The sequence below is a fragment of the Verrucosispora sp. TAA-831 genome (assembly GCF_050780145.1).
Classification (GTDB): Bacteria; Actinomycetota; Actinomycetes; order Mycobacteriales; family Micromonosporaceae; genus Micromonospora.
Genome location: NZ_CP192240.1, coordinates 3,780,098 through 3,806,090, shown reverse-complemented (window position 1 = coordinate 3,806,090; position 25,993 = coordinate 3,780,098). Strand labels below are relative to the sequence as shown.

22 protein-coding genes and 1 riboswitch are annotated in these 25,993 nt (G+C 71.9%); of the genes, 19 read left to right on the top strand and 3 right to left on the bottom strand.

The window, feature by feature from the left end:
• Nucleotides 1-197 precede the first annotated feature (197 nt).
• From ACQVFL_RS17095 to ACQVFL_RS17070, 6 genes are all read left to right on the top strand, one after another.
• Nucleotides 198-1,709 (top strand): sugar ABC transporter ATP-binding protein, encoded by a 1,512-nt coding sequence (locus ACQVFL_RS17095; protein WP_396696753.1) that lies wholly within the window; start codon nucleotides 198-200, stop codon nucleotides 1,707-1,709.
• Nucleotides 1,706-2,680 carry an ABC transporter permease gene (locus tag ACQVFL_RS17090; RefSeq protein WP_396696755.1) on the top strand — a complete coding sequence of 325 codons (975 nt, stop codon included), beginning with the start codon at nucleotides 1,706-1,708 and terminating at the stop codon, nucleotides 2,678-2,680. Before ACQVFL_RS17095 ends, ACQVFL_RS17090 begins: the two co-directional genes overlap by 4 nt.
• Nucleotides 2,677-3,660 (top strand): ABC transporter permease, encoded by a 984-nt coding sequence (locus ACQVFL_RS17085; RefSeq protein WP_431726976.1) that lies wholly within the window; start codon nucleotides 2,677-2,679, stop codon nucleotides 3,658-3,660. Before ACQVFL_RS17090 ends, ACQVFL_RS17085 begins: the two co-directional genes overlap by 4 nt.
• Before the next feature lie 10 nt (nucleotides 3,661-3,670).
• Entirely contained in the window at nucleotides 3,671-4,855 is a 1,185-nt protein-coding gene (locus ACQVFL_RS17080; RefSeq protein WP_396696759.1) for a substrate-binding domain-containing protein, read from the top strand.
• A gap of 6 nt (nucleotides 4,856-4,861) precedes the next feature.
• Entirely contained in the window at nucleotides 4,862-5,713 is an 852-nt protein-coding gene (locus ACQVFL_RS17075) for a sugar phosphate isomerase/epimerase family protein (RefSeq protein WP_431726975.1), read from the top strand.
• A 70-nt stretch (nucleotides 5,714-5,783) separates the two neighbouring features.
• Nucleotides 5,784-8,177: an RICIN domain-containing protein gene (locus tag ACQVFL_RS17070; protein ID WP_396696763.1), complete on the top strand. Its 2,394-nt coding sequence runs from the start codon at nucleotides 5,784-5,786 to the stop codon at nucleotides 8,175-8,177.
• Nucleotides 8,178-8,258: 81 nt separating this feature from the next.
• On the opposite strand, the gene sodN is transcribed toward ACQVFL_RS17070, so the two are convergent.
• Entirely contained in the window at nucleotides 8,259-8,663 is a 405-nt protein-coding gene (sodN, locus tag ACQVFL_RS17065) for a superoxide dismutase, Ni (RefSeq protein WP_396696765.1), read from the bottom strand.
• 243 nt (nucleotides 8,664-8,906) lie between these two features.
• Here sodN and ACQVFL_RS17060 point away from each other — a divergent pair, with 243 nt between their 5' ends.
• Together ACQVFL_RS17060 and ACQVFL_RS17055 are read left to right on the top strand one after the other, a co-directional pair.
• Entirely contained in the window at nucleotides 8,907-9,833 is a 927-nt protein-coding gene (locus tag ACQVFL_RS17060; RefSeq protein ID WP_431726974.1) for a CDP-diacylglycerol diphosphatase, read from the top strand.
• Nucleotides 9,834-10,314: 481 nt separating this feature from the next.
• Nucleotides 10,315-10,983 (top strand): Crp/Fnr family transcriptional regulator, encoded by a 669-nt coding sequence (locus ACQVFL_RS17055; RefSeq protein WP_396696769.1) that lies wholly within the window; start codon nucleotides 10,315-10,317, stop codon nucleotides 10,981-10,983.
• 97 nt (nucleotides 10,984-11,080) lie between these two features.
• Here the strand turns inward: ACQVFL_RS17055 and ACQVFL_RS17050 are convergent, their stop codons facing one another.
• Both ACQVFL_RS17050 and ACQVFL_RS17045 read right to left on the bottom strand, forming a co-directional pair.
• Nucleotides 11,081-12,373, bottom strand: a complete 1,293-nt coding sequence (locus tag ACQVFL_RS17050; RefSeq protein ID WP_431726973.1) for a hypothetical protein — start codon at nucleotides 12,371-12,373, stop codon at nucleotides 11,081-11,083.
• Between the two features lie 375 nt (nucleotides 12,374-12,748).
• Nucleotides 12,749-13,288 carry a DUF4240 domain-containing protein gene (locus ACQVFL_RS17045; RefSeq protein ID WP_431726972.1) on the bottom strand — a complete coding sequence of 180 codons (540 nt, stop codon included), beginning with the start codon at nucleotides 13,286-13,288 and terminating at the stop codon, nucleotides 12,749-12,751.
• A 103-nt stretch (nucleotides 13,289-13,391) separates the two neighbouring features.
• Nucleotides 13,392-13,520, top strand: a riboswitch (cobalamin riboswitch).
• A 99-nt stretch (nucleotides 13,521-13,619) separates the two neighbouring features.
• Between ACQVFL_RS17045 and ACQVFL_RS17040 the strand changes: the two genes are divergently transcribed.
• The 11 genes from ACQVFL_RS17040 to ACQVFL_RS16990 all read left to right on the top strand — a co-directional run bounded on the left by ACQVFL_RS17040 (nucleotide 13,620) and on the right by ACQVFL_RS16990 (nucleotide 25,883).
• On the top strand, nucleotides 13,620-14,675 hold the full coding sequence (locus tag ACQVFL_RS17040; protein ID WP_396696775.1) for a peptidase: 1,056 nt from the start codon (nucleotides 13,620-13,622) through the stop codon (nucleotides 14,673-14,675).
• Between the two features lie 41 nt (nucleotides 14,676-14,716).
• Nucleotides 14,717-15,205, top strand: coding sequence for a hypothetical protein (locus tag ACQVFL_RS17035; RefSeq protein WP_431726971.1), 489 nt, complete (start codon nucleotides 14,717-14,719; stop codon nucleotides 15,203-15,205).
• A gap of 346 nt (nucleotides 15,206-15,551) precedes the next feature.
• Nucleotides 15,552-17,000: a cell wall anchor protein gene (locus ACQVFL_RS17030; RefSeq protein ID WP_431726970.1), complete on the top strand. Its 1,449-nt coding sequence runs from the start codon at nucleotides 15,552-15,554 to the stop codon at nucleotides 16,998-17,000.
• A complete protein-coding gene (locus ACQVFL_RS17025; protein WP_431726969.1) occupies nucleotides 16,997-17,935 on the top strand; it encodes a hypothetical protein in 939 nt (312 codons plus the stop codon). Before ACQVFL_RS17030 ends, ACQVFL_RS17025 begins: the two co-directional genes overlap by 4 nt.
• Nucleotides 17,928-19,166: a CbiQ family ECF transporter T component gene (locus ACQVFL_RS17020; RefSeq protein WP_431726968.1), complete on the top strand. Its 1,239-nt coding sequence runs from the start codon at nucleotides 17,928-17,930 to the stop codon at nucleotides 19,164-19,166. Before ACQVFL_RS17025 ends, ACQVFL_RS17020 begins: the two co-directional genes overlap by 8 nt.
• Complete coding sequence (locus ACQVFL_RS17015; protein ID WP_431726967.1) at nucleotides 19,163-20,791, top strand: ABC transporter ATP-binding protein; 1,629 nt, start codon at nucleotides 19,163-19,165, stop codon at nucleotides 20,789-20,791. Before ACQVFL_RS17020 ends, ACQVFL_RS17015 begins: the two co-directional genes overlap by 4 nt.
• Nucleotides 20,791-21,702: an ECF transporter S component gene (locus ACQVFL_RS17010; protein WP_431726966.1), complete on the top strand. Its 912-nt coding sequence runs from the start codon at nucleotides 20,791-20,793 to the stop codon at nucleotides 21,700-21,702. Before ACQVFL_RS17015 ends, ACQVFL_RS17010 begins: the two co-directional genes overlap by 1 nt.
• Before the next feature lie 376 nt (nucleotides 21,703-22,078).
• A complete protein-coding gene (locus tag ACQVFL_RS17005; RefSeq protein ID WP_396696789.1) occupies nucleotides 22,079-23,035 on the top strand; it encodes an ABC transporter permease in 957 nt (318 codons plus the stop codon).
• 38 nt (nucleotides 23,036-23,073) lie between these two features.
• Nucleotides 23,074-23,865 carry an ABC transporter ATP-binding protein gene (locus ACQVFL_RS17000; RefSeq protein ID WP_396696791.1) on the top strand — a complete coding sequence of 264 codons (792 nt, stop codon included), beginning with the start codon at nucleotides 23,074-23,076 and terminating at the stop codon, nucleotides 23,863-23,865.
• The gene (locus tag ACQVFL_RS16995) at nucleotides 23,862-24,683 is read left to right on the top strand and encodes an ABC transporter permease (RefSeq protein WP_431726965.1); all 822 of its coding nucleotides are present in this window, start codon (nucleotides 23,862-23,864) and stop codon (nucleotides 24,681-24,683) included. The genes ACQVFL_RS17000 and ACQVFL_RS16995 overlap by 4 nt, the downstream gene beginning before the upstream one ends.
• A 21-nt stretch (nucleotides 24,684-24,704) precedes the next feature.
• Nucleotides 24,705-25,883 carry an ABC transporter substrate-binding protein gene (locus ACQVFL_RS16990; protein ID WP_396696795.1) on the top strand — a complete coding sequence of 393 codons (1,179 nt, stop codon included), beginning with the start codon at nucleotides 24,705-24,707 and terminating at the stop codon, nucleotides 25,881-25,883.
• The last annotated feature ends 110 nt before the right edge of the window (nucleotides 25,884-25,993 follow it).

The window sequence follows — 25,993 nt, the reverse complement described above, 5'->3', positions numbered from 1 at the left end:
GGGAGGGGGATTGCGAACTCATACCCGAACATCTATCTTCATACGTGTGATGTTTCGGTTGTGTCAAGCGAAAGTTTGAGCACGACAACACGAAGTGCCGCACTTCGATGAGGAAACAGTATCGACCGTCCACGCTGGAGGATCTCCGGCGGCGGACGGCATCCGATCATGGCTACTATCCGTGAGGATCTTCGACGATGTCAGACCGGCGTCCGGCGCCCCTGCTCGCGCTGCGGGGAATCAGCAAGTCCTTCCTCGGCGTCCGCGTGCTCGACGGGGTGGATCTCGACGTCGCCGCCGGTGAGGTGCACGCCGTCGTCGGCGAGAACGGCGCGGGCAAGTCCACCCTGATGAAGATCGTCTCCGGCGGGTACGCCCCCGACACGGGCACCGTCGCCCTCGACGGCGAGCCGCGCGTCTTCGGCGGCCCGCGCGACGCCCAGCGGGCCGGCATCGGCATCATCCACCAGGAGTTCAACCTGCTGCCGGAACGCACCGTCGCGGAGAACGTGTTCCTGGGCCACGAACCCACCCACCGTGGCCTGGTCGACCGTCGCCGGATGCGCGAACGCACCCGGCGACTCCTCGCCTCGGTCGGGGAGACGGCCCTGCCGGCCGACGCGCCGGTGGGGCGGCTCAGCGTCGCGCAGCAGCAGGTCGTGGAGATCGCCAAGGCGCTCGCCCTGGACGCCCGGCTGATCATCATGGACGAGCCGACCGCCGCCCTGGCCGACCACGAGGTGACCCTGCTCTACGCCCTGGTGCGCCGCCTCCAGGAACAGGGCATCGGCATCCTCTACGTCTCGCACCGGCTCGCCGAGGTCTTCGACCTGTCCGACCGGATCACCGTCCTCAAGGACGGCCGCCGGGTGACCACCACGGACACCGCCGACACCAGCGCCGACGACCTCGTCCGGCACATGGTCGGCCGCGAACTGTCGCACTACTACCCGCCGCGCGCCGCCCCGGCCGACGTCGGCGCGGTCCGGCTCACCGTCCGGCGCGGCGGGAACCGCAGACTGCGCGACGTCGAGCTGGACCTGCGCGCGGGCGAGGTGCTCGGCGTCGGCGGGCTCCAGGGCTCCGGCCGCTCCGCGCTGGCCCGAGCCCTGTTCGGGGCCGCCCCGTTCACCACCGGCGAGGTCAGCCTCGACGGCAGGCCGGTCCGGTTGCGCTCCCCGCGTGCGGCGATGCGGGCCGGGATCGCCTACGTCACCGAGGACCGCAAGGGCGAGGGCACGATCGGCCGTCAGTCGGTGCTCGACAACGCGTTGCTGGCCGGTCGGGCCGCCTTCCCGATCCGCTCCGGCCGGGCCGCGCGCACCGCCCGGGTGCGGGAACTGCTCGCCGCCGTCGAGGTCCGCGCCGCCGGTGACCACCAGGAGATCCGCTTCCTCTCCGGCGGCAACCAGCAGAAGGTCGTGCTGGCCCGGTGGCTCGCCCTGCACCCCCGGGTCCTGCTCTTCGACGAACCCACCCGCGGCATCGATGTGGGCGCGAAGTCGGCGATCCACGACCTGGTCCGCCGCCTCGCCGCAGAGGGCGCCGCCGTGCTGATGATCTCGTCCGACCTGCCCGAGCTGCTCGGCATGAGCGACCGGATCGTGGTCATGCGTGACGGCCGGATCGTGGGTGAACTGCCCGCCGGCAGCCGCGAGGAGGACGTGGTCGGGCTCGCCCTCGGCACGGTATGGGAGACCGCCGCGTGACCACCCGCGCGCTGCTGCCCGCCCGCCGCCCGGTGCCCGGGGTGTTCGTGGCCCTCGCGCTCACCCTCACCATCGGCTGGCTGGTCGTCCTGCTCGACGGCGGTCAACTCGTCAACCAGTCGACGACGGTGAGCCTGCTGCACGTCGCCGCCGGACTGGGCTTCGTCGCCGTCGGGCAGACCCTGGTCATCCTCGGCGGCTCGCTGGACCTCTCGGTCGCGTACGTGGTCAGCCTGAGCACGCTGGTCGCCGCCGAGACGATGGCCGGGCGGGACAGCGCGCTGCTGCCCGCGATCGGCCTGACGCTGCTGGTCTGCGCCGGGATCGGGCTGCTCAACGGCCTGCTCGTCACCGCCGGGCGGATCAACGCGTTCATCGCGACGCTCGGCGTCGGGCTGCTGCTCAAGGGATACCTCGACAACGGGTACGCCGGCCCGGCCGGGACCACCTCACCGACCCTCGTGCAGACCCTCGGCTACCAGCGCGTCGGTCCGGTGCCGCTGGCCTTCCTGCTGCTGCTCCTGGTGGCCGGGGCGGGCTGGTTCGCGCTGGCCCGGACCAGGTTCGGTCACCACCTGCTCGCCGTCGGCGGTGACGAGGAGGTCGCCCGGCTCTCCGGCGTACGCACCGACCGGGTGCGGGTCACCGCGCACGTGCTCTGCTCGCTCTGCGCCGGGATCGCCGGCATCTACCTCGCCAGTCGGCTCGGCTCGGGTGCGCCCCGCGTCGGCTCGGAGGGCCTCTACGACCTGGAGTCGATCGCCGCCGTGGTGATCGGCGGCACCGCACTGGCCGGCGGCCGGGGCGGCGTGGTCGGCACGGTCGGCGGCGTGCTGCTGCTCGCCACCATCGACGCCGTCTTCAACCAGCTCGCCGTCGACGCGTTCGCCAAGCAGGTGGTCCGGGGCGTGGTCATCATCGCGGCGGTGGCCGTCTACGCCCGTCGGAGCATGCGGAAGGCGGCCGGGTGAGCACGCAGACCCTTCGGCGTCGGCTCCGACCGGCGCAGTGGACCCGGCCCGGTGGCCTGGCGCCGATCCTGGCGATCCTGGTGGTGCTGCTGGTCCTGATCACCGTCCGCCAGCCCGACTTCCTCAGCCCGCCGTCGCTGATGTCGTTCCTCGGCCGCTCGGCACCGATCATCCTGCTCGCCGCCGGTCAGTACTTCGTGATCGTCTGCGGCGAGTTCGACCTCTCCGTCGGCGCCCTGGTCACCGCGCAGGTGGTGGTGGCCGCCCGGCTGATCGACAGCGACCCGACGCGGACCTGGCCGGTGGTGCTGGTGCTGCTCGTCGGCGGCGCGCTCGTCGGACTGGTCAACGGCCTGGTCACCACGCGGCTCGGGGTGCCCTCGTTCGTCACCACCCTCGGCATGTTCCTGATCCTCGTCGGCGCGGTCTACCTCTGGTCCGACGGCGCGCCGAAGGGCGGGCTCACCGAGGAGTTCCGGCAGTACGGCCGGCGCGCCGTCGAGGACGTGCCGCTGCTCGGCCGCATCCCGTACGCGTTGCTGATCCTGGCGGTCGTCGCCACCGTGGCGGTGCTGCTGACCCGCGCCGACTTCGGGCGGATCCTGGTCGCCGTCGGCGACAACCCGCGCACCGCCCGGCTCAGCGGGGTGCGCGTGTGGCGTACCCGCACCGCCGCCTTCGTCCTCAGCGGCCTCGCCGCGGCGGTCGCGGCGATCCTGATCGGCGGCTACAGCGGGGTCTCCTTCCAGGCCGGTGCCGGTCTGGAGTTCGGTGCCATCACCGCCGTGGTCCTCGGCGGTGTGGCGCTGGGCGGCGGCCGGGGCTCGGTCGTCGGCGCGATGCTCGGCGCCACCACCCTCGAACTGCTCTTCGCGCTCATGAACTTCTACGGCATCTCGGGTGCGCTCCGACCGGCGGTCCAGGGCGCCATCATCCTGGCCGCCGTCGCGGTCGCGGCCCGACGGTCCACGTCCAGATGAAGGGGATCCGATGAAACGCTTCCTGGCCGCGCTCGGCGCGGTGACACTGCTGGCCCTCGCCGGCTGCGCCACCGACCAACCGGTGGCGAACCCGTCCGGTGCCTCGTCCGCGCCCGCCGGGGCGGGCACCGGCGAGCAGTCCTCCTTCTTCGCGCAGGCCGCCTACGACGCCGAGTTGGCCCTGTTGCAGGCCACCCCGACCGGCCCGGCGGACAAGCCGTGGGAGCAGGCGCTCGACCCGGTGATGGTGGACACCGCCTCCTACCAGAAGGCCGGGCCGCACCGGATCTGCTTCTCCAACGCGGCGCTGAACAACCCGTGGCGTCAGGTCGGCTACAAGACCATGCAGGCCGAGGTGGCCGCACAGGGGGACCGGATCGCCGAGTTCGTGCACGTGGAGGCCGAGGGCAAGGACCAGAAGCAGATCGCCGACATCAACGACCTGCTCGGCCGCGACTGCGACGCCCTGATCGTCTCGCCGAACACGACCGCCACCCTCACCCCGGCGGTGGAGGCCGCCTGTCGCACCGGCCTGCCGGTGATCGTCTTCGACCGCGGTGTCGACACGGACTGCCCGGTGACCTTCATCAACCCCATCGGCGGATACGGCTTCGGTCACGTGGGCGCGGAGTTCGTCAGCCAGCGGATGAAGCCCGGCGGCAAGCTGCTCGCGCTGCGCATCCTGCCCGGCGTCGACGTGCTGGAGACGCGCTGGTCGGCGGCGAAGGTCGCGTTCGACAAGGCGGGCGTCGACGTCGTCGGCGTCGAGTTCACCGACGGCGACCCGGCCAAGACCAAGAAGATCGTCGACGACTACCTCCAGCGGTACGGCACCATCGACGGCGTCTGGATGGACGCCGGGGCGGTCGCGGTCGCGGCGGTGGAGGCGTTCCAGGACGCCGGCAAGCCGGTGCCGCCGATCAACGGCGAGGACCAGCTCGACTTCCTCAAGGTGTGGAAGGAGGCCGGGCTGACCGCCATCGCGCCGACCTACCCGACCTACCAGTGGCGTACGCCGATCATCGCCGCCCTGCGGATCCTCGACGGCGAGCAGGTGGCCGACCCGTGGAAGCTGCCGCAGCCGACCATCACCCAGGAGAACCTGGACCGCTACCTCGACCCGGACATGCCGCCGCTGCACTACGCGATGTGCGGCTGCACCGACCTGCCCGGGTACCCCCAGCGCTGGAAGTAGGCCCCGGTGTACGAGATCGGCGTCAACCCCTGGGTGTGGACCTCACCGGTCGACGACGCGGCCCTGACCGAGCTGGTGCCCCGGATCGCCGGCTTCGGCTTCGACACGGTCGAGCTGCCGATCGAGCAGCCCGGGGCCTGGGATCCGGTCCGGACCCGGGACCTGCTCGCGGCGCACGGGCTGAGCGCGGCCGGTGTCTGCGCGGTCACCCCGCCCGGCCGGGACCTGGTCGACGCCGCACCGGCGGTGGTGGCGGCCACCGTGGCGTACCTCAAGGGCTGCGTGGACAGCGCGGCGGCCGTCGGCGCGCCGAGCGTCGGCGGTCCGGTCTACGCCTCGGTGGGCCGGACCTGGCGGATGTCGGCGGCCGAGCGCGCCGCCTGCTACGCGGACTTCCGCCGGGCCCTGGCCCCGGTCGCCGAGTACGCCGGTACGCGGGGCGTCTCCATCGGGGTGGAGGCGCTCAACCGGTACGAGACCAGTGTGGTCAACACGATCGACCAGGCGGTGGACCTGATCGACGGTCTGCCGTCGAACGTCGGCCTGATGATCGACACGTATCACATGAACATCGAGGAGGCCGACCCGTACGGCGCGCTCGCCGTCGCCGGGCCGTACATCAAGCACGTCCAGGTCAGCGGCACCAACCGGGGCGCTCCCGGCAGCGACCACCTGGACTGGCCGCGCCTGTTCGCGGTGCTGGCCGGCACCGGCTACCGGGGTGCGGTCTGCATCGAGTCGTTCACCGCCGAGAACGAGACGATCGCCACCGCCGCGTCCATCTGGCGGCCCCTCGCCCCGTCGCCGGACCGGCTCGCCCTCGACGGGCTGGCCTACCTGCGCGGGCTCCTGGGCTGAGTCGGCCGCTACCCGCACGACCACCATCCGCACGACCACCACCACCCGTCCCAGCCGAAGGAGACCTCCCGTGACCGGACCGCCTCGTCCCACCACACCCCGACGGGTGCTGGCCGCAGTGACCACGGTGGCGCTGACCAGCGTGCTCACCGCCACCGTCGTGGCCACCTCCGCCGCCCCGGCCCTCGCGGCCACCACCACCCTGTACGCCTCGCCGACCGGCAGCGGCAGCACGTGCAGCGCCACCGCGCCGTGCTCGTTGACCGGCGCGCAGACCGCCGTCCGTGCCCTGAACAGCGCGATGTCCGGCGACATCGTGGTGCAACTGGCCGACGGGGTGTACCGGCTGTCCGCGCCGCTGCGCTTCACCGCCGCCGACTCCGGCACCAACGGATACCGCGTGCTGTGGCAGGCCGCCCCGTCGGCCCGGCCGGTGATCAGCGGCGCCCGCGCGGTCACCGGTTGGTCGCTGGTGGACGCCGGACGCAACATCTGGCGGGCCAACGTCGGCGCCGGGCTGGACAGTCGACAGCTCTACGTCGACGGTGCCGTGGCCACCCGGGCGCGTACCCAGGTCAACCGGGCCGACTTCACCGCCGACAGCACCGGGATGCGCTTCACCAGCAGCGCGTTGGGCTACCTGAACAACCTGGCCAACCAGAGCCGCGTCCAGATGGAGAGCGTCAACTCGTTCACCGACCGGTACGTGTCGGTGCAGAGCATCAGCGGCAACCAGATCCGGATGCAGCAACCCGGCTGGAGCAACAACAACTTCGGGTACGACACCTTCACCAGCCCGCACCGGGCCGGGCCGCTGTACCTGAGCAACGCCTACGAGTTCCTGGACGCGCCGGGGGAGTGGTACCTGGACCCGGGCACCGGTGCCCTGTCCTACATCCCGCTGGCGGGGCAGAACATGAGCACCGCCCGGGTGGAGCTGCCGACGGTGCAGTCCCTGATCCAGATTGGCGGCACGTACGCGGCCCCGGCCCACCACATCACGTTCAGCGGGGTCACCGTCACCGGCACGAGCTGGCTCGGCGCCAGCGGCAACCAGGGGTACGTCGACCAGCAGACCGGCGCGTACATCGCCGGGAACTGGAGCTGGCCCGCCTTCACCTCCTGCCACAACGGCTGCCCGCAGTTCGAGGCCACCCGCCCCAACTGGCAGCAGATGCCGGCCGCCGTGCAGATCTCGGCCGCCGACAACGTCACCTTCAGCGACTCCTCGTTCGTCAACCTCGGTCAGACCGCCATCGGCATCGGCAACGACGCCAACGCCCACGGCAGCGGCGTCGGCCTCGGGGCCAGCAACATCACCATCACCCGGTCCGAGATCGCCCGCAACGTGGCCGGTGGCATCGTCGTCGGTGGCGTACGCGCCGACGCCCACCACCCGAGCGACCAGCGCATGGTGAACCGGGACATCACCATCAGCAACAACCGGCTGCACGACCTGGGCATCGAGTACCGGGGCATCGTCTCGGTGCTGACCACGTACGTCACCAACTCCACCGTCTCGTACAACGAGGTCTACAACATGCCGTACACCGGCATGTCCATCGGGTACGGCTGGGGCTCCAACGACGCCGGGGGCAGCAACCACTACGCCGACCGGGGGCTGTACAACTACCAGCCGCGCTACAGCACCGCCACCACCGCGTCCAACAACCGGCTCGTCGGCAACTACGTGCACGACGTCATGCAGCAGATGAACGACGGCGGCTGCATCTACACGCTGTCGGCGAATCCGGGCGGACTGATCGCCGACAACTACTGCCTGCGGACCAACGGCCACTTCGGGCTCTATTTCGACGAGGGCTCCCGCTACTTCACCGCCCGCACCAACGTCTTCGCCTCGACCGGCACCTGGGCCACCGCCAACTACTGGTACGCCGAGAACATGGGCAACTTCACCGTCACCACCAACTGGTCGACCAACGGCAGCAGCAACGTCACCAACGGCGATCGCGGCAACGTGGTCAACGGCAACGTCACGGTGAGCAACAACAACTGGCCCGCCGGGGCGCAGGCGGTGATGGCGGCGGCCGGACCGCAGGGCGGCGGCGGTCAGCAGAACGTCCAGCTCGTCGGCGGGCAGTCCGGCCGCTGCCTGGAGATCGGCGGATCGAGCACCACCAACGGCACGCAGGCCCAGCTCTGGGACTGTCACGGCGGCACCAACCAGCGCTTCACGTACACCGCCGCCCGGCAGCTCGTGGTCTACGGCACCAAGTGCCTCGACGCGTCCGGCCAGGGCACCGCGAACGGCACCCTGGCGATCATCTGGGACTGCAACGGCCAGCCCAACCAGCAGTGGACGGTCAACCCGAACGGCACGATCACCGGTGCCCAGTCCGGGCTCTGTCTCGACGCCAGCGGGAACGGCACCGCGAACGGCACGAAGGTGCACCTCTGGGCCTGCCACGGCGGCACGAACCAGCAGTGGAACCTGCGTAGCTGAAGACGTCGGGTGGGACGGGTCCGGCCCCGTCCCACCCGACCCCCGGCCCAGGCCGGGCGGCACGTGCCGCCCGGCTCACGGTCACTGCCTCTTGGTCTCCCAGAAGATGGTCGAGATCTCCTCGATCCGGGCCAGGAGTCGGTCGGCCACGGCCGGGTCCGCGGATCCCTTCGCGCCGCCGGCCCCGGCCAGCTTGGTCGCCTCGTTGAAGAGCCGGTGCAACTGCGGGTACGCCTCGAAGTGCGGAGCCTTGAAGTAGTCGGTCCACAGCACCCACAGGTGATGCTTGACCAGCTCGGCCCGCTGCTCCTTGATGACCAGCGAACGGGTCCGGAACTCCGGGTCGTCGCTCGCCTGGTACTTCTCACAGATCGCCTTGATCGACTCTGCCTCGATGCGGGCCTGGGCCGGGTCGTAGACCCCGCACGGCAGGTCGCAGTGGGCGCTCGCCACCGTGCGTGGCGTGAACAGACGTGACAGTCGCATGGCTTGCCCTTCTCCGTGTCCTCGGTCCGAACGCTAAGTCCTCAACCCCACTTCAGGTCAACGCGGCGGTCGGAGACGGTGATCACCAAGCCGACGGACACGATCAGGGGACCGACTCCCGGCACCGAGGAGGTTTCGGGTCCTTCGCCTTAATGTCGACATCGCGTCCGAATCGTCCTTCCTGGCGTGCTGGTCCGGGACGGACACCGGCGCATCCACACGGATCGGGAACCCTGGAGGCTGATGGTGGGCGACGACAGGACCGGCACGGAACTGGGCAGACGCCAGTTCGTCAGGCTCTCGGGAACGGTCGGTGCCACCGGCCTGCTGGGTCTGGTCGCCGCCGGGCGGGCACGGGCCGACGGCGGCTCCCCTGACGGGGGACATGCTCCGACGCCCCCGGATGCGCCGGGCGCGCCGGGCACCGCCGCCTGTCCCACGCCGTCCGCCCTCTGCGGTTACCCGAGCGACACCGGTGGCCGGTACGACCTGTGGGACCGGGTGCAGGTCTGCACCGGAGCAAAGCCCGGACCGCCGTTCCCGCAGTGCCTGCGCACCACCGCGACGTACGTGCTCCTCAACGGCGGGTCCGGGTCCAACCACGACTACCTGCTCGTCCCGACCTGCCGTGTCAGCGGCATCGAGTGCCCGTTCATCACCACCGCCGCCGCACCGAACTACTGGCTCGACGCGTGGCTCAACGCCCAACCCGGCCAGCCCGGACACGTGGTCTATCCGCACGTCGGGCTCGGCGTCAACTCGGCCGACCCGATGATCCGGCAGCAGGACCAACTCCACATCCACCTGGCCGGGATCCACTCGGGCATCCAGACCCAACTACAGAACTACGACGCGTCGATCACCAACAACCCGGCCCGGTGGCGCGACCAGATCGTGCCGATCTGGGGACTGACCAGCACCGGAGCCCCCGCACCGCGCTCCTACCGGGTCCTGCACGTCGCCAACCTCAACGACAATCTCTTCCGGCTCCTGCTCGACAGCGTGGTACGACCGACCGGATCGAACATGGCGGCCCAGGCGATGGCGGTGACTCCACGCCTGATCGGCAACGGGGGCTTCTACGTCCTGAACAGCGAGCCGGGGCTGACCGTCCCGCCGGGCCAGCCCGGTGGCACCGGCACCGTCGACTTCCTCCTCGCGTACGCCTGAGACAGCCGGCCGGACAGCCGCGTACGCAGTGTGTCGTGTTCGGTCCGCGAGTGGCCGGAACCGACATGCTACACCAGTCGGGGTGGCGTGCCGCGCGGTGCGGCACGCCCTCGCACGGTGGGCGACAAGCGGTGCGAGCGGTCATTTCACGGGTTGACGTCGCCGCCGAATCGGACCCATCCTGGCCGGGTGGCCATACCTGAGGAACCGTTCGGTGTGCCGGTGCCGGTAAAACGCGCGACTGACGCCCGGCGGAGCGACTCGCTAGCGTATCAGGAACGGACGTCAAGATCATTGATGGTCCGGTGCGATCCCTGGTGCGGTGTGACCGACACCGAGTGGACCCGCCGCGCACCGCGCTGACGAGAGATCGGGACGGTGGACGGAGATGAACCTGGCCGGCACGCGGACCGCCACGAGTGTCCTGGACGACATGCTCGTGCCGCGCGGATCCGAGCTGACGAACCGTCTCATGAAGGGCGTGCGAACAACCCTCTACTCGCACACCGTGGCGGCCCGACGGGTCGCGCTCGCGGCCGGCGAGCTGTTGCAGACGGACGGCGCGGACGCTCGCGTCTACTTCATCGACAGCGGCGCGATCTGCCTGGAGCACTATTCTCCGAACGGTCGCCGGACAATTATCGACGTGTTGTCGAAGAACGAGTACTTCGGCGAGGACTCGCTTCCCGGAATGCCGAACCAGTACATTCCCGCCGCCGTGGTCGACACGAATCTGATCGTGCTCGAAAGCGTCGTCCTGCGGGACCTGCTCGACGAGGCGAGCATCTGCGACGTGTGGTTGCAGAGCCAGATGTTGAAGGCGCGCCGACACCGCTCACTACTGCTGCAACACACCACATCCGACTGCGAGGCGCGCCTGGCGATGCGCCTGCTCGACCTGGCGCAGGGGTTCGGCACCGCGTCCGGCCGGAGTATCCGGATCGGCCTCAAGCTGCGCCACGAGGACTACGCCGCGATGATCGGCACGACCCGCTCCCGGGTCGGGCTGTTCCTGCAACGCTTCACCGACCGCGGGATGATCCGGCGGTCGCCCTGCGGAGCCATCCACGCCGACCCGAGTGCGATCGTCGGCTACCTGATGGAGCGGATGGGCCTGGGCCCGCTGCGCCGCCCCGACGCCGTCGCGTGAGCACCGCACACCGATCCGCCGGCCGGCACCCCGTACGCCTCCGACTCCCACCCGCGACCACGATCGGCCGTGAGGGGGAGTCGGAGGGCGGAAGGGGTCACTGCCGGCCGCTCGGCTCCACGACCGTCGGGGTGGCGGCGCGGGCCTGCGCCCGGGCCGAGCGGACGGCGTGCCGGCGACGCCGCTCCCGCGCGTTCTGGTAGAGGCTACGGCCCCAGAGCAGCAGCCCGCCGCCGTCGAGCAGGAAGCTGATCACCGCGATGGTGACGAAGTCCAGGGACCCCATCATGGAGTCCTGGCCGGAGACGAAGAGCAGGAACTGGTAGATGAAGCCCCACAGCAGGGGTATGCCGACGAAGATCAGGGTGAGCAGGGCCATCAGGCGCCCGCCGATCCAGGCCAGGGCGTACCAGCGCACCACCCGCATCTCCCGCCGGGGCAGCCCGGACTGGTCCACCCGGGGCGTGCGCCGCACCATCCGCGCGACCAGGTTGCGCAGGTAGTCCTCGGTGTCGGACATCAGGTTCCGGCACCCGAGCGCGGTGGCGACGATGTAGTAGCCGTCGGTCCGCAGGAACAGGAACGTCTGCCAGATGATCCGGACCAGGTACGTGAACAGCAGCGCCGTGAGCAGCAGCGCGCCCCACTCCGGCAGTTGCAGGTAGCCCTGCCGGCCCGCCCAGAGGGCGAAGACGAAGGCCGAGGCGAGCACGCCGTCCACCAGGGTCCCGGCGATGAACGCGACGAAGCGTTGCCGCTTCGGCGCCATCCAGATCGTGCTCATGTCGGTCTGGACCACCAGGATGTACATCTGGTTGCCGATGACGAGCCGCGACGGTACGCCCGCCGCCCGCGCCGCGACCATGTGCGCGGCCTCGTGGATCGCGACCCCGACCAGGGTGAGGATGAACGTCGCCCAGGTCAGCGCCGCGAAGTGGATGGGGAACAGCAGCGTCTCGCCGGGCGTGGGCAGCAGGTCGGGATCGTCGGCGGCGAGGTACACACCACCCGCGATGACCAGGACGCAGAGCAGCAGCACGGGCAGGCTGACCATGCGGCGGGCCACCGTCGGGCTGAGCCAGTTCAGGCTCCAACTGCGCCGGGGGCGGGACGTCGCGGCCGGAGCGGGGGCCGGGGCCGGGGCGGGTGCAGCGGCCCCGCCGTCGACCTCGACGAAACCCTCGTCGCCCAGCGCGTCCAGGAAGTCGGTGATGTCGGGCGTCTCGGCGTACTTCTGTTCGTACTGGCGGACCGCCTCGCCCACCGAGTTGCCGGCGGCCAGCGAGTGGAGCAGATCCAGCCCTTCGGCGGGGATCGACAGGAACACCTGCCGCTCGACGTCGCCGATGATGACGGTGTCGCCCTCCGCTCGGTGGTCGAACGGGCGCACGCGGACAAGTGTGTCTGGTGGGTAGCCGGCCATGGTCAGTCGTCCTTTTCGCTCATCTCATCCGGGTCGTTGAAGGCCGGCACCCGGAGTTGCCGTCCGGGTGCCGGCCTTCAGGTGTGTCACCGTCAGGAGACGACACACGCAGCGGCGACAGCGCTGGTCTTCACCGACTCCAGCCGGCGAACCGTGAGCTTCTTCATGAGAATCACCTCCCTCGCGACATCGGGCAGCACTACGGTGCCGGTCGCGAGGGAGATCGTCTGCTCACTTATGTGCATACGCCGATAGCGTGTGTGTGGCATTGAGCGAATCGAACCGAACATACCTCACAAGCGACGTCGGTCCGGTGGTGTCCTGGTCGTGCCGACCCGTGCGCTACGCGTCGGCCCAGCCGGCCGGATTCGTGCACGACTCCCGGCTGATCCCCGAGCCGGTGTCCGGCCAGTCGCCGAACCGCTCGTGGTGCAGGTGGGAGAAGAGGTAGCAGAAGCCCTCGCAGCCGGCGTCGGGCACCGCCGTCACCGGATTCGCCTTGACCGCCTCGTAGAACTCCCGGCCCAGCGCCACGATGTGGCCGCGCGCGTACAGGAAACCGTCGTCGGAGCCGTCGATGATCTCGTGGATGTCGGCGCGGTCGATGTCGTACAGCTTGCGCTCGACCACCCGGTCGAGGGCGACCAGCTCGGCGCGGGGCAGCTCGGTGGAGAGCCGACGTAGTTCGGCGACGAAGGGGTCGAGCCACCGGTCCATGGCGTACCCGTCGTCGTGCGCGGGATCGCGGTCGACCAGGGCGCGACGCAGCGCCGCCTGCTCCGGACCCAGTCCGGCCCACGCCTGCTCCACCAGCGCCCAGAAGCGGTCCTCCTCCTCGGCCGTCGGCAGCGTCGGGGAGACCTCAAGATCACTGTTCGTCATGGTCGGACGATAACCGCGAGCACCGACAGTGGGAGCCGACGTGACGCACCGCGTGCGACCGGTCGCACATTGACAGCGGCGGCGGGAGCCGACCAGACTGGCCCGACAATTCCACAGCCGCGGTCACGTGTGGGGGAAGTCCGGTCGAAGTCCGGCGCTGGCCCGCAACGGTGGGCCGCCGGGGGTTACCCCGGTGGCGAGCCCGAATACCCGACGTGTCCGCGAGTCCCTGCTCCTCACCCGTCGTGGCCCACGGGTCGGAGGCCGGCCAGCCACGTCCTGACGGGCGGGCCGGGTTCCTGACGACCGCCGGGCCGGAAAGGCGCGCCCGATGGTCGTCCGCCTGAGCCGGTACCGCCTGCTCACCCTCCTCTGCGGCGTGTTCGCCGCTCTCACCCTCACCCTGACTCTCACCGGTCCGGCGACCGCCGCCCCCGTCCAGGTGGGTAGCGTCCGGTCCGACGCCGCCGCCGGTTGGCTGGCCCGCCAACTGGTCGACGGGGAACGATTCGAGACCGTCTTCGACGGCGTCGCGTACCCGGACCAGGGGTTGACCCTCGACGCGGTCCTCGCCTTCGCCGCCGCCGGTGTCGCCGACGACTTCGGTGCGTCCGCGCTGGACTGGGTCACCCGCCCGGACGTCCGCGACGGCTACGTCGGCGACGGCACCACCGAGGCGTACGCGGGCGCGACCGCCAAGCTCGCCCTCGCCGTCGCGGTACGCGGCGGCGACCCGACCGACGTCGGCGGGGTGGACCTGATCGCCCGGCTGCGCGGGTTGCAGGCGCCCGACGGCCGGTTCACCGACCGGTCGGCGTGGGGCGACTACAGCAACACGTTCAGCCAGTCCTTCGCGATCCTCGCGTTGCGTCGGACCGCAGCGGGTACGCCCCCCTCGGCCGCCGGGTGGCTGGTCGGCACCCGGTGCCCGGACGGTGGTTACCCGGTGCTGCCGGCGCAGCCGGTCTGTAGCTCTGACGTGGACGCCACCGCCCTCGTGGCGCAGGCGTTGCGGGCCGCCGGACGGCACTCCGCCGCCGCCGCGGCACTGCACTGGCTGGTGTCGGTGCAGCGGGTCGACGGCGGCTTCGCCAACGCCGACGGGATTGCCAACGCCAACAGCACCGGGCTGGCGGCGCAGGCGCTACGCGACGGTGGCCGACCGCTGTCCTGGCTGCGGGCCCGGATCTTCCTGGCCGGGTTGCAGGTCGGCTGCGGCGCGCCGACAGCCGACCGGGGGGCCGTCGACTTCGACGGCGGCACCTTCGACCCGGGCACCGCCACCCGCGCCACCGCCCAGGCCGTCCTCGGTCTCACCGGCACCGGGTACGCACGGCTCTCGTCTGCCGGTGCCGCCACCGGCGCACCCACCCTGCCCTGCCCCTGAACCACAAACCGATCCCCGTTCCCCCAGACGAAGGAGCGCCCATGTCCCATGTCCAGAGTCCCGCCCGCCGGTGGTTCGCCGGCCTGTTGGCAGCGGCCGTCGTCGCGCTCGGCCTGATCGCCGTCGAACCGTCGCCGCGCGCCGCCCACGCCGCCGCCTGCACCGGCACGACGGGGGTCACCGTCGTGGTCGACTACGGTCCGCTCGGTGGCGGCGTCCAGGTGGCGTGCGCGCTCGGCGACCCGGCCACCGGACTGGCCGCCCTCCAGGGCGCCGGCTTCGCGGTGACCGGTACCCAGCGGTGGGGCCTGGCGTTCATCTGCCGGATCAACGGCCAGCCGACCGCCGCCACCGAGCCCTGCGTGAACACCCCGCCCGCCAGCGCCTACTGGTCCTACTGGCACGCCTCCGGCAGCGGCGCTACCTGGACCTACAGCACGCTGGGCGCGACCAGCTACGACCCGGCACCGGGCACGGTCGAGGGATGGTCCTTCGGCACCGGCACGGCACCCAGCATCACCGCCCCCTGACCTGCGGATAGCCTGACGGGCCGCAGACGCCCGCCGGGTGTCGACGCCGTCTGGCGCCGCAGGGTGACCGGGCGGTACGGTGTCGACACCCGGCGTGCCGGGCCACAACTGAATGCGTCCCGTTCGGGGGGAAGCCGGTCGAAGCCGGCGCTGACCCGCAACCGTGAGCGAGCCCTGTCTCGCGAGCCGGAATGCCCCGAACCGGACGAGCGGCTTCCACTGTCGAGGTCTACAGGGTGGAGTCCGGGCAGCCGACTTTCGGCACCTCGTCGCGACCGCGCGTACGGGATGCCGCCGCCCGTGCCTTCCGGAGCTTTCACCGACCGCTCTGCGAAAGGCACCCCTCATGCTCTCCTGCTCGCTCCGGCGCGTCGGCGCCGGACTCGGCGCGGCCACCGCCACCGCGCTCGCCGTCGTCGTCGCCACACCACTGGGCGGGGTGGCCGCACCGACCGCGACCCACACCGCCGCCGCCGGAGACGCCGCGCGCTGGCTCGCCGGTGAGTACGCCGACGGCATCCTGCCCGGTCCGTTCGGCGGTGCCGACTGGGGCCTCACCATCGACGGCGTGCTCGCCCTCGCCGCCACCGGCGTCGACCCGTCGACCCGACAGTCGGCGACCGCACAGATCGCCGCCAACGTGCGCTCCTACAACAGCTACGACGACTGGGGCATCGAGGGATTCACCGACGGCGGGGCCACCGCCAAACTGCTCTACGCCGCCTCCGCCGCCGGTGGCGACCCGACCGACTTCGGCGGCTGGGACCTGCGCGCCGAGACCCTGTCGCTGGTCTCCGGTGCGGACACCGGCCATCAGCACGGCCGGATCACCAGCCGCACCACCGAGGCGTCCGGTCAGGACCCGTCCAACACCTTCGACCAGAGCTTCGCCGTCCTCGGGCTGGCCCGCAGCGGTGGCGCACCGCAGGAGACGGCCGACTTCCTGGTCCGCCAGCAGTGCGCGGCCGGCGGCTTCCGGCTCTATCCCGACGCGGACGGCGCTCCGTCGCCGAGCTGCGACGCGCAGGGCAACGCCACGCTCGACGTCGACTCCACCGCGATGGCCGTCCAGGCGCTGCTGGCCAGCGGTGCCGACGGCGCGGACGCCGCCGCCCAGCGTGGAGCCCAGTGGCTGGCGGCACAGCAACGCGCCGACGGGTCGTTCGGCGGGTCGGGGCCGACCAGTGGCGCCAACTCCAACAGCACCGGCCTCGCCGGACAGGCTCTGGCCGCGGCGGGCCGGGACAACGAGGCCACCCGGGCCGCCGAGGCGTTGGCAGCGCTCCAACTCACCACGGGCAACGGCGGTGCCGCCGCGACCGACGCCGGTGCCATCGCGTACAACACCGACGCGCTGACCGAGGCGGTCGGCGCGGGCATCACCGACAACCTCCGGGACCAGTGGCGTCGCGCCACCGCCCAGGCGCTGCTCGGCCTGGCCCAGGTGCCGCTCGGGCGGATCGGTCTCGACCTGCCGCCGACCGGCGGCCCCACCCCGTCGTCCAGCGCGTCGCCGACGCCCACCGGCTCACCCACGCCGACCGCGTCACCGACGCCGAGCACCTCACCGACACCGACCGATCCGCCCACCGTCGACCCGACGCCGAGTGCGTCCCCGAGTGAGACGCCGTCCACGCCGGTCGCCACGCCGACCGTGAGCACCAGCCCGGTCGCGGGCGGGCCGGGACGCCTGCCGACCACCGGCGTGGCCATCGGCGGGTACGTGCTCACCGCGCTGCTGCTCGTCGGCGGGGGAGCGGTCCTCCTGGTGCTGGGCCGTCGGCGGGCCACATGAGCGGCCGGACGGTCCGCACGGCACTGGTGCTCGCGGTGACCGCCGCGAGTACGGCGCTCGGCGCGGCTCCGGCACAGGCCGCCGGTCGCGCCGGCCACTGTCCGGACGCCGACGGGGTGACCGTGGTGGTCGACTTCAAGGAACTCGGCGGTGGGGTGGTGGTCCGCTGTGCCCCGGGCGACCAGGCCACCGGTCTGTCCGCGTTGAAGAACGCCGGGTTCCAGATCGCCGGCACCCTGCGCTGGGGTGAGGGCTTCATCTGCCGGATCGAGGGCAAACCCGCCGCTGCCACGGAGAAGTGCGTGGACACCCCACCGGCCAGCGCCTACTGGTCGTACTGGCACGCGCCGGACGGCGGTTCCTGGACGTACAGCGACCGGGGCGTGCTCAACCGCACGCCACCGGCGGGCAGCTTCGAAGGCTGGTCGTTCTCGCTGAACCGCAGCGCCGACAACGCGCCCCGACCCGCGGTGGCACCGAACCGACCGGCACCGCCGCCGCGCACCACCCCACCGGCACCGCCGCCGCCCCGCACCTCGGCACCGGCACCGCCACCACCCGTACCCGCCCCGCCACCGCCGGGTGCCCCGCCGCCCGTCGCCCCGCCGCCGGCCGCGGGCGCACCCGTGGCGCCGGGCGTCGGCGTCCCGACCGGTGGGGGCGGTACGCCCGTCGCCTCGGCCCCGGTCGCGCCGACCGGCGATGCGTCCGGCCCGCCGCCGGAGGTGCCGCCGACGGCGGGCACCGTGCCGCCCCTGGGCGCCGCGCCCGCGCCGCCGACCGACCCGAGGGGCTCGCTGCCGCCGGTCGAGGTCACCGGGGCACGGGACGACGGCGGCCTGCCGCTGGGCACTCTGGCCGGGCTGTTCCTGCTGGTCGTGTTGGTCGGCGGTGGCGTCCTCGCGGCCCGTCGTCGGCGTACCCCGGATGACTGACCGGGCCGTCGTCCGTCCGCCCGCACGGGTGTCGGTGCGGTCCGGGGCCGGGTACGCCGGGACCGGTCGGCTGCCGCGCGGCCTGCACCCGGGCGCCTGGTGGTGCTGGGCGCTCGGGCTGGCGACCGCGGCCAGCCACACCACCAATCCGCTGCCGCTGGCGATGATCGTCGCCGCGGCGGCGCTGGTGGTGGTCCGTCGCCGCGGCGACGCCCCGTGGGCACTGGCGTTCCGGATGTACCTGGTGCTCGGTGCGGTGATCGTGGCGATGCGGGTGCTGTTCCGCCTCGTCTTCGGCGGTGGTCAGGGCGACCACGTCCTGCTCCACCTGCCGGAGATCCCGCTGCCCGCCTGGGCGGCCGGTATCCGGCTGTTCGGGCCGGTCGCCGCCGAACAGCTCCTCGGCGGCTTCTACGACGGGCTGCGGCTGGCCACGATGCTGGTCTGTCTCGGTGCCGCCAACGCCCTGGCCAACCCGAAGCGGCTGCTCAAGGCCGTACCCGGCGCCCTGTACGCGGTCAGCACGGCGGTGGTGGTCGCCCTGTCGGTCGCCCCGCAACTGGTCGAGAGCGTGCTGCGGGTACGCCGTGCCCGCCGACTGCGCGGCGCTCCCGGGCACGGCCTGCGCGCGCTGCGCGGCATCGCCCTGCCGGTGCTGGCCGACGCCCTGGACCGGTCCCTGGCCCTGGCGGCGGCGATGGACTCGCGGGGTTACGGGCGCACCGCCGCCGTACCGGCCGGTCAGCGTGCTCTGACCGGTGCCCTGGTGCTCGCCGGGCTGGTCGGTGTCTGCGTCGGCACGTACGGCCTGCTCGACGCGACCGTGCCGGGCTACCTCGGTCTGCCGATGCTGCTCGGCGGCCTGGCCACGGCGGTGGCCGGAATGCTGCTGGCCGGGCGGCAGGTGCGGCGCAGTCGCTACCGCCCCGACCGGTGGCGGGCGGCCGAACTGGCCGTCGCCGGGTGCGGCCTGGCCACCGCCGTGGTGATGACGATGGCCGGCACGGTGGACCCGGAGCGGCTCTACCCGCCGGTCAGCCCGCTCACCTGGCCGGAGTTGACGCCCCTGGTGGTGCTCGCGGTGCTGGTGGCGGTGACACCGGCCTGGCTTGCCCCGCCGGCACCGACGACGAACCCGACCCCGCGACCGCTGCCCGTCCCACCATCGGCGACCGGCGGCACCGACCACACGTCGCGCCGCGACACGGCGCGGCCGGAGGCGCACCGATGATCGACTTCGACCGGGTCACCGTCCGGTACGCCGAGAGCCGCGAGCCGATGCTGCGCGACGTCCGCCTGCACATCCCGGAGGGCGAGCTGTGTCTGGTCGCCGGGCGTACCGGGGCCGGCAAGTCGACGCTGCTGCGGGCGATCAACGGCCTGGTGCCGCACTTCACCGGCGGCACCCTGCACGGCACCGTCACCGTGCACGGCCGGGACACCCGGGCCCATCCGCCGCGCGATCTCGCCGACGTCGTCGGCGTGGTCGGTCAGGACCCGCTCGCCGGCTTCGTCACCGACACCGTCGAGGAGGAACTCGCCTACGGCATGGAACAACTCGCGCTGCCCGCGCCGGTCATGCGCAAGCGCGTCGAGGAGACCCTCGACCTGCTCGGCATCGCCGAGCTGCGGGACCGGCCGCTGCGGACACTCTCCGGCGGGCAGCAGCAGCGGGTCGCCATCGGCGCGGTCCTCACCAGCCATCCGCAGGTGCTGGTGCTCGACGAACCGACCTCGGCGCTGGACCCGACCGCCGCCGAGGACGTGCTGGCCGCCGTCACCCGCCTGGTCCACGACCTCGGTGTCACCGTGGTGGTGGCCGAGCACCGGTTGGAACGCGTCGTGCAGTACGCCGACCGGCTGCTCTATCTGCCCGGCGACGGCACCGTCGTCGACGGGCCACCGGAGGCCGTACTCGCCGGCATCGAGCTGGCCCCGCCGCTGATCGAGTTGGGCCGCGTCGCCGGCTGGACACCCCTGCCGCTCTCCGTCCGCGACGCGCGGCGTCGTGCGGGCGACCTCCGGCAGCGGCTCGCCGACGCGTCGCCACCACCGGCCGCGCCGGTGCCGGAGGGCGTACCGGCGCTGACCGCGCGGGGCGTCGTGGTGCGGTACCCGGGCACGGTGGCGGTGCGCGGCGTCGACCTCGACCTGCACTCGGGGCAGGTCGTCGCGCTGATGGGCCGCAACGGCTCCGGGAAGTCGAGCCTGCTCTGGGCGGTGCAGGGCAGCGGCCCACGCCAGGGCGGCACGGTGACCGTGCCCGGCCCGGACGGCGATCCGGACCCGAAGGCGCTGTCCGCCGCGCGGGCCCGCCGCCGGGTCGGTCTGGTCCCGCAGACCCCCGGCGACCTGCTCTATCTGGAGACGGTGGCCGCCGAGTGCGCCCAGGCCGACCGGGAGTCCGAGGTGCCCGCCGGGACCTGCCGGGAGTTGCTGGACCACCTCACCCCCGGGCTGCCGGACGACCGGCACCCTCGGGACCTGTCGGAGGGGCAGCGGCTGGCCCTCGCGCTCGCGGTCCAGCTCACCGCCGCCCCGCCGGTGGTCCTGCTCGACGAGCCCACCCGGGGACTGGACTACCGGGCCAAGCGGCAGTTCGCCACCGTGGTCCGTCGGCTGGCCGCGCAGGGCCGGGCGGTCGTGGTCGCCACCCACGACGTCGAACTCGTCGCCAGCCTCGCCGACCGGGTGGTGGTGATGGCGCAGGGCGAGATCGTCGCCGACGGCACCGCCGCCGAGGTCATGCTCGCCTCACCGGCGTTCGCGCCCCAGGTCGCCAAGGTCCTGGCCCCGCAGTCCTGGCTGACGGTGGACCAGGTCACCTCGGCACTGGCCCGTGCCGAGGTGGCGTGATGAGCGTGTTGCGCGTCGCCCCGCGTACGGCTGTCATCCTGACCCTCGCCTCGGTCGCCGCGTTCGCCACCTTCACCTGGCCGTTCTTCGTGCCCGCCCAGCCGGAGGCGACGGCGCGGACCACCGAGGCACCGCTGGTCTTCGTCGTCGTCCTGCCGGTCCTGCTCGCCCTCGTCCTGGCCGAGCTCAGCTCGGGTGGCATCGACAGCAAGGCACTGGCGATGCTCGGCGTGCTCGCCGCCGTCAACGCCGCGTTACGCCCGCTGGGTGCCGGCACCGCCGGGATCGAGACGGTGTTCTTCCTGCTGGTGCTGGCCGGTCGGGTGTTCGGGCCCGGTTTCGGCTTCCTGCTGGGGGCCATCTCGCTGTTCGCCTCCGCGCTGCTCACCGCCGGGGTCGGACCCTGGCTGCCGTTCCAGATGCTGGCCGCCGCCTGGCTGGGGCTCGGCGCGGGGCTGCTGCCGTCCCGGTTGCGGGGCCGGGCCGAGATCGCCGTGCTGGCCGGGTACGGCGCGGTCGCCGCCTACGCGTACGGGCTGCTGATGAACCTCTGGTTCTGGCCGTTCAGCGTCGGCGCGGACACCCAGCTCTCGTACGTCGCCGGTGCGCCGGTGCTGGAGAACCTGCACCGCTTCGCGGTGTTCACGGCCGTCACCTCCACCTTCGGTTGGGACACCGGCCGGGCGGTCACCACCGCCGTCGCCATCGTCCTGGTCGGACCGGCGGTCCTGGCTGCCCTGCGCCGGGCCGCCCGCCGGGCCGCGTTCGACGCCCCGGTGACCTTCGCCGCGCCCGCCGCGCCGCCGGTGGGGCCGGGGTCGGGTGCACCCACCGGCACGCGGGTCGCCGGGCCCGACGCGGTGCCGACCGTCCCGACACGAACCGGGGACGGTCCGCCACCCGAACGGTGAGCGGGCACATCCGGACGGCGTGCAGGTGTGCCCGGACGTGGTCGGCGGCCGACGCCGGGGCGTCCGGACCGTTCTGACACCCCACTGCCGCGCTCCGCGTACGGCGTCGAGGCCGACTCCCGGCACGGGGAGTGCCTGACGCATCGCGTGGCGTAGCGGAGGTGGGTGGACGGCTGCCCGTATTGCGGTATCCGCAGGTGGGGGCCGGTTACAAGGTCGTAAATCGTGATCTGAGGACGGCTCAGAACCGTTGACGTGGCCTCGCTCACGCTCCTATGGTGAACCACCAGTTCACTCAGTGATCCGATCCGGGCCGGGGGAAGCCCGGCGGATCCCACGCCAGACGACGCTTCCGAGGGATTCGGAGAGTGCCTGCATGACCGTGACAAGAACGACCACCGCCGCGGTGGCCGCCCAGGGCGGACCCGCCGGTCAGGTGGACCCGCCGACACCACGCCGCCGAAACGCCCGACTGGCCGCCGCGAGCAGGAGCGGTCGCAACGCGGCCGGAGCCGTCCTGGTGGTGGCGGCGCTCGCCGGCCTCTGGGAGGGCTACAAGGCGTTGGGCCGGGCCGTCGGCGACGTCGTGCCCGGCACCCGGATCGCCTTCCCCGTCGCCACCGACGACCTGTCGATGCCGCACGTGTGGACGATCCTCGGCGCACTCGTCGAACCGGCCCGGCGCGGCGACCCGACCACGCTCGGCGTCTACCTGCTCGGCGAGACCAGCGTGACGTTGCGCGAGGCGTTCTACGGCCTGCTGGCCGGCTCGTCGCTCGGCCTGCTGCTCGCCGTCCTCTTCCTGAACGTGGTGCCACTGAGCAAGGGGCTGATGCCCTGGCTCGTGGCGTCGCAGACGGTTCCGCTGGTGGCCATCGCCCCGATGATCGTGATCTGGGGCGGCAAGGCCGGCGCACCGCCCTGGGTGGCGGTCACCGGCATCGCCGCCTACCTCGCCTTCTTCCCGGTCACCATCAACACCCTGCGGGGACTCAAGTCCCCGCCGAAGGTCCAGTTGGAGTTCATGCGCAGCGTCGGTGCCGGCCGCTGGCAGGTACTCGGGTGGCTGCGGATGCCCGCGGCGCTGCCCTTCGTCTTCGCCGGGCTGCGCCTCGCGGCGACCGCGAGCGTGGTGGGCGCGATCGTCGGCGAGCTTTCCGCCGGCACCGGCCGCGGCATCGGCCGGGCCATCCTCACCTTCGCCTACTACTACTCCAACGGCCCGGAGAAGTTGTACGCGGCCGTCCTGGTCGCGGCGGCGGCCGGCATCGTCTTCGTGCAGTCCCTGGCACTCATCGAGCGCGTGGCGCTCCGGAACCGGCAGACCCGGTGACCACCCCTTCCGCCTCCACAACTCCTGGAGAGAAGCTGATGTCTGAGGCCGCGATCATTTCCGTGCGAGGAGTCACCAAGCAGTTCACCGGCGGAGACCGCACGGTGACGGCGCTTGAGGACATCGACCTGTCGATCGAGCGGGGCGAGTTCGTGTCCCTGCTGGGGCCCAGCGGCTGCGGCAAGAGCACCCTGCTGCGGATCCTGGCCGATCTCACCGAGCCGACCGACGGCACGGTGTCGCTCAACGGCAAGACGCCGGCGGCGTCCCGGTCCGACCGTGACTACGGCATGGTCTTCCAACAGGCCGGCCTCTTCGAGTGGCGGACCGTGCAGCGCAACGTCGAGCTGCCGTTGCAGGTGGCCGGCGTGGACAAGGCGACGCGGCGGGCCAAGGCACACGAGATGCTGGACCTGGTCCGGCTCTCCGACTTCTCCCGCCACTTCCCCTGGCAGCTCTCCGGCGGCATGCAGCAGCGGGTGGCGATCGCCCGCGCGCTGTCGGCGGACCCGGAGATCCTGTTCATGGACGAGCCGCTGGGCGCACTCGACGAGATGAACCGCGAGCGACTGCAGGGCGAGTTGCTCCGGATCTGGTCGGACACCCGCACCACCGTCGTCTTCGTCACGCACAGCATCTCCGAGGCGGTCTTCCTGTCCTCGCGGATCGTCGTGATGTCCGCCCGGCCCGGCCGCATCGCCGCCAGCATCGACGTCGACCTGCCGTACCCGCGGACCGCGGCGACCCGGACCACCGACGCGTTCTTCGCCAAGGTCACCGAGGTGCGCGCGGCGCTGCACGGCGCCCCGGCCGAGCAGGCGGCCCGATGAGCACCACGCCGCTGACCTGGAGCGCCCCGTCCGCCGCCGCGCTGCGGACGGCCGTCGGCCGGTTCCTGCCGGTCGTGCTCACCGCGGTGGTGATCCTCGGCTCGTGGCAACTGGTCGTCACGATCTTCGACGTCCCGTCGTTCATCGTGCCGGCGCCGGTGGAGATCTCGTCCGCGTTCCGCTCCGAGTTCGGCACGATCATGTCGGCCTCGGTGATCACCGTGCGGGCGGTGCTCCTCGGCCTGCTCCTCGGCGCGGTCGCCGGGGTCTCGGTGGCCCTGGCGCTCAGCCGCTTCCCGGGCGTGTCCGGCCCGGTGCTGACCGCCGCCGTCATCATCAACTGCGCCCCGATCGTGGCTCTCGCACCCATCTTCAACAACTGGTTCGGGGTCACCAACCCGATGTCCAAGGCGGGTGTGGCCGCGGTGATGGTCTTCTTCCCGGTCCTGGTCAACACCACCAGGGGACTCCTCCAGGTCTCACCCCTGCACCTGGAGATCATGCAGTCGCTCGCGGCACAGCCTCGACAGGTGGCGCTCATGCTGCGGCTGCCCAACGCGTTGCCGTACCTGTTCAACGCGCTCAAACTCGGCAGCACGCTCGCCGTGATCGGCGTGATCGTGACCGAGTACTTCGGTGGACCGAGCAACGCGCTCGGGGTGTACATCGCCTACCAGGCGGCCCTGCCCCGCTTCGAGTACGCCTGGGCGGGGATCGCGGTGGCCAGTGCCCTCGGTCTGCTGCTGTTCGGTGCCACGTCCCTCTTGGAACGCCTCCTGATGCCCTGGCACGAGTCCCTGCACGACAGCGACTCCTAAAGAGCCCGGATCCCCCACGAAATGTTGGAGTCAGATATGGCCCTGCACCTACGGCGGACCTCGCGGAGGAACCGCCCGATCACGATCGCCGCCACGCTCACCGCCGTCCTGCTCGCCGCCTCGGCCTGCGGCGGCATGTCCGACGGCCCGAGCGAGTCCGCGGCCGAGGCCGCCAAGAACTGTGAGTCGACCACCAAGGTCCGGGTGGTGCTCCAGTGGGTCGCCCAGGCCCAGTTCGCCGGCTACTACGCGGCCAAGGAGAAGGGGTACTACGCCGAGGAGTGCCTCGACGTCACCATCCAGGAGGGTGGCGTCAACATCGTCCCCCAGCAGGTGCTCTCCGCCGGCAACGCCGAGTTCGCGGTCAGCCACGTCACCAAGACGATGGTCACCCGGGAACAGGGCGCGGACCTGGTCAACATCGGCCAGGTGTTCCAGCGCGGCGCGTACCTCCAGGTCGCCTGGGCCGACTCCGGCATCAAGGAGCTGACCGACCTCAAGGGCAAGAAGGTCGGGAGCTGGGGTTACGGCAACGAACTCGTGCTGTTCGCCGCGATGAAGGACGCCGGTGTCGACCCGACCAAGGACGCCGAGATCATCCAGCAGCCGTTCGACATGTCGCTGCTGCTGCGCAAGGAGGTCGACGCCGCCCAGGCCAAGACCTACAACGAGTACGCCCAGTTGCTGGAGACCAAGAACCCGGACACCGGCGAGCTGTACCAGCCGTCGGACTTCTCCGTGATCAACCTCCAGGACGCCGGCTACACCAGCCTCGAGGACGGCGTCTACGCCCGGGGTGACTGGCTCAACGAGCAGGCCAACCAGGACACGGCGGTGAAGTTCCTCAAGGCGTCCTACCGGGGCTGGGGCTTCTGTCGCGACGAGCTGGACGACTGTGTGGACATCGTGCTCAACGCCGGCAGCGCGCTGGGCAAGGGACACCAGACCTGGATGCTCAACGAGATCAACAAGCTGATCTGGCCGGCCGCCAACGGCGTCGGGATGATGGACCAGGCGGCCTGGGACCAGACCATCAAGATCGCGATGGGCGGCGGCGTGCTCAAGGGCGTGCCGGACTCCGACGCGTTCCGCACCGACCTGTCCAAGCGCGCCAACGACGAACTCTCGGCCGACGGCTTCGACGCCAACGGCAACTCCTACACACCGGAGACCGTGACGATCACGGAAGGCGGTAGGTAGGCGGGCGGTCGGGTGCCGGCGGTTCCCGCCGTTCGGCACCCGACCGCAGCCGATGGCTTCTGCCAAGATGTGGGCCGTATCTCACGGCTGACGGCGATTGATGGAGGTAG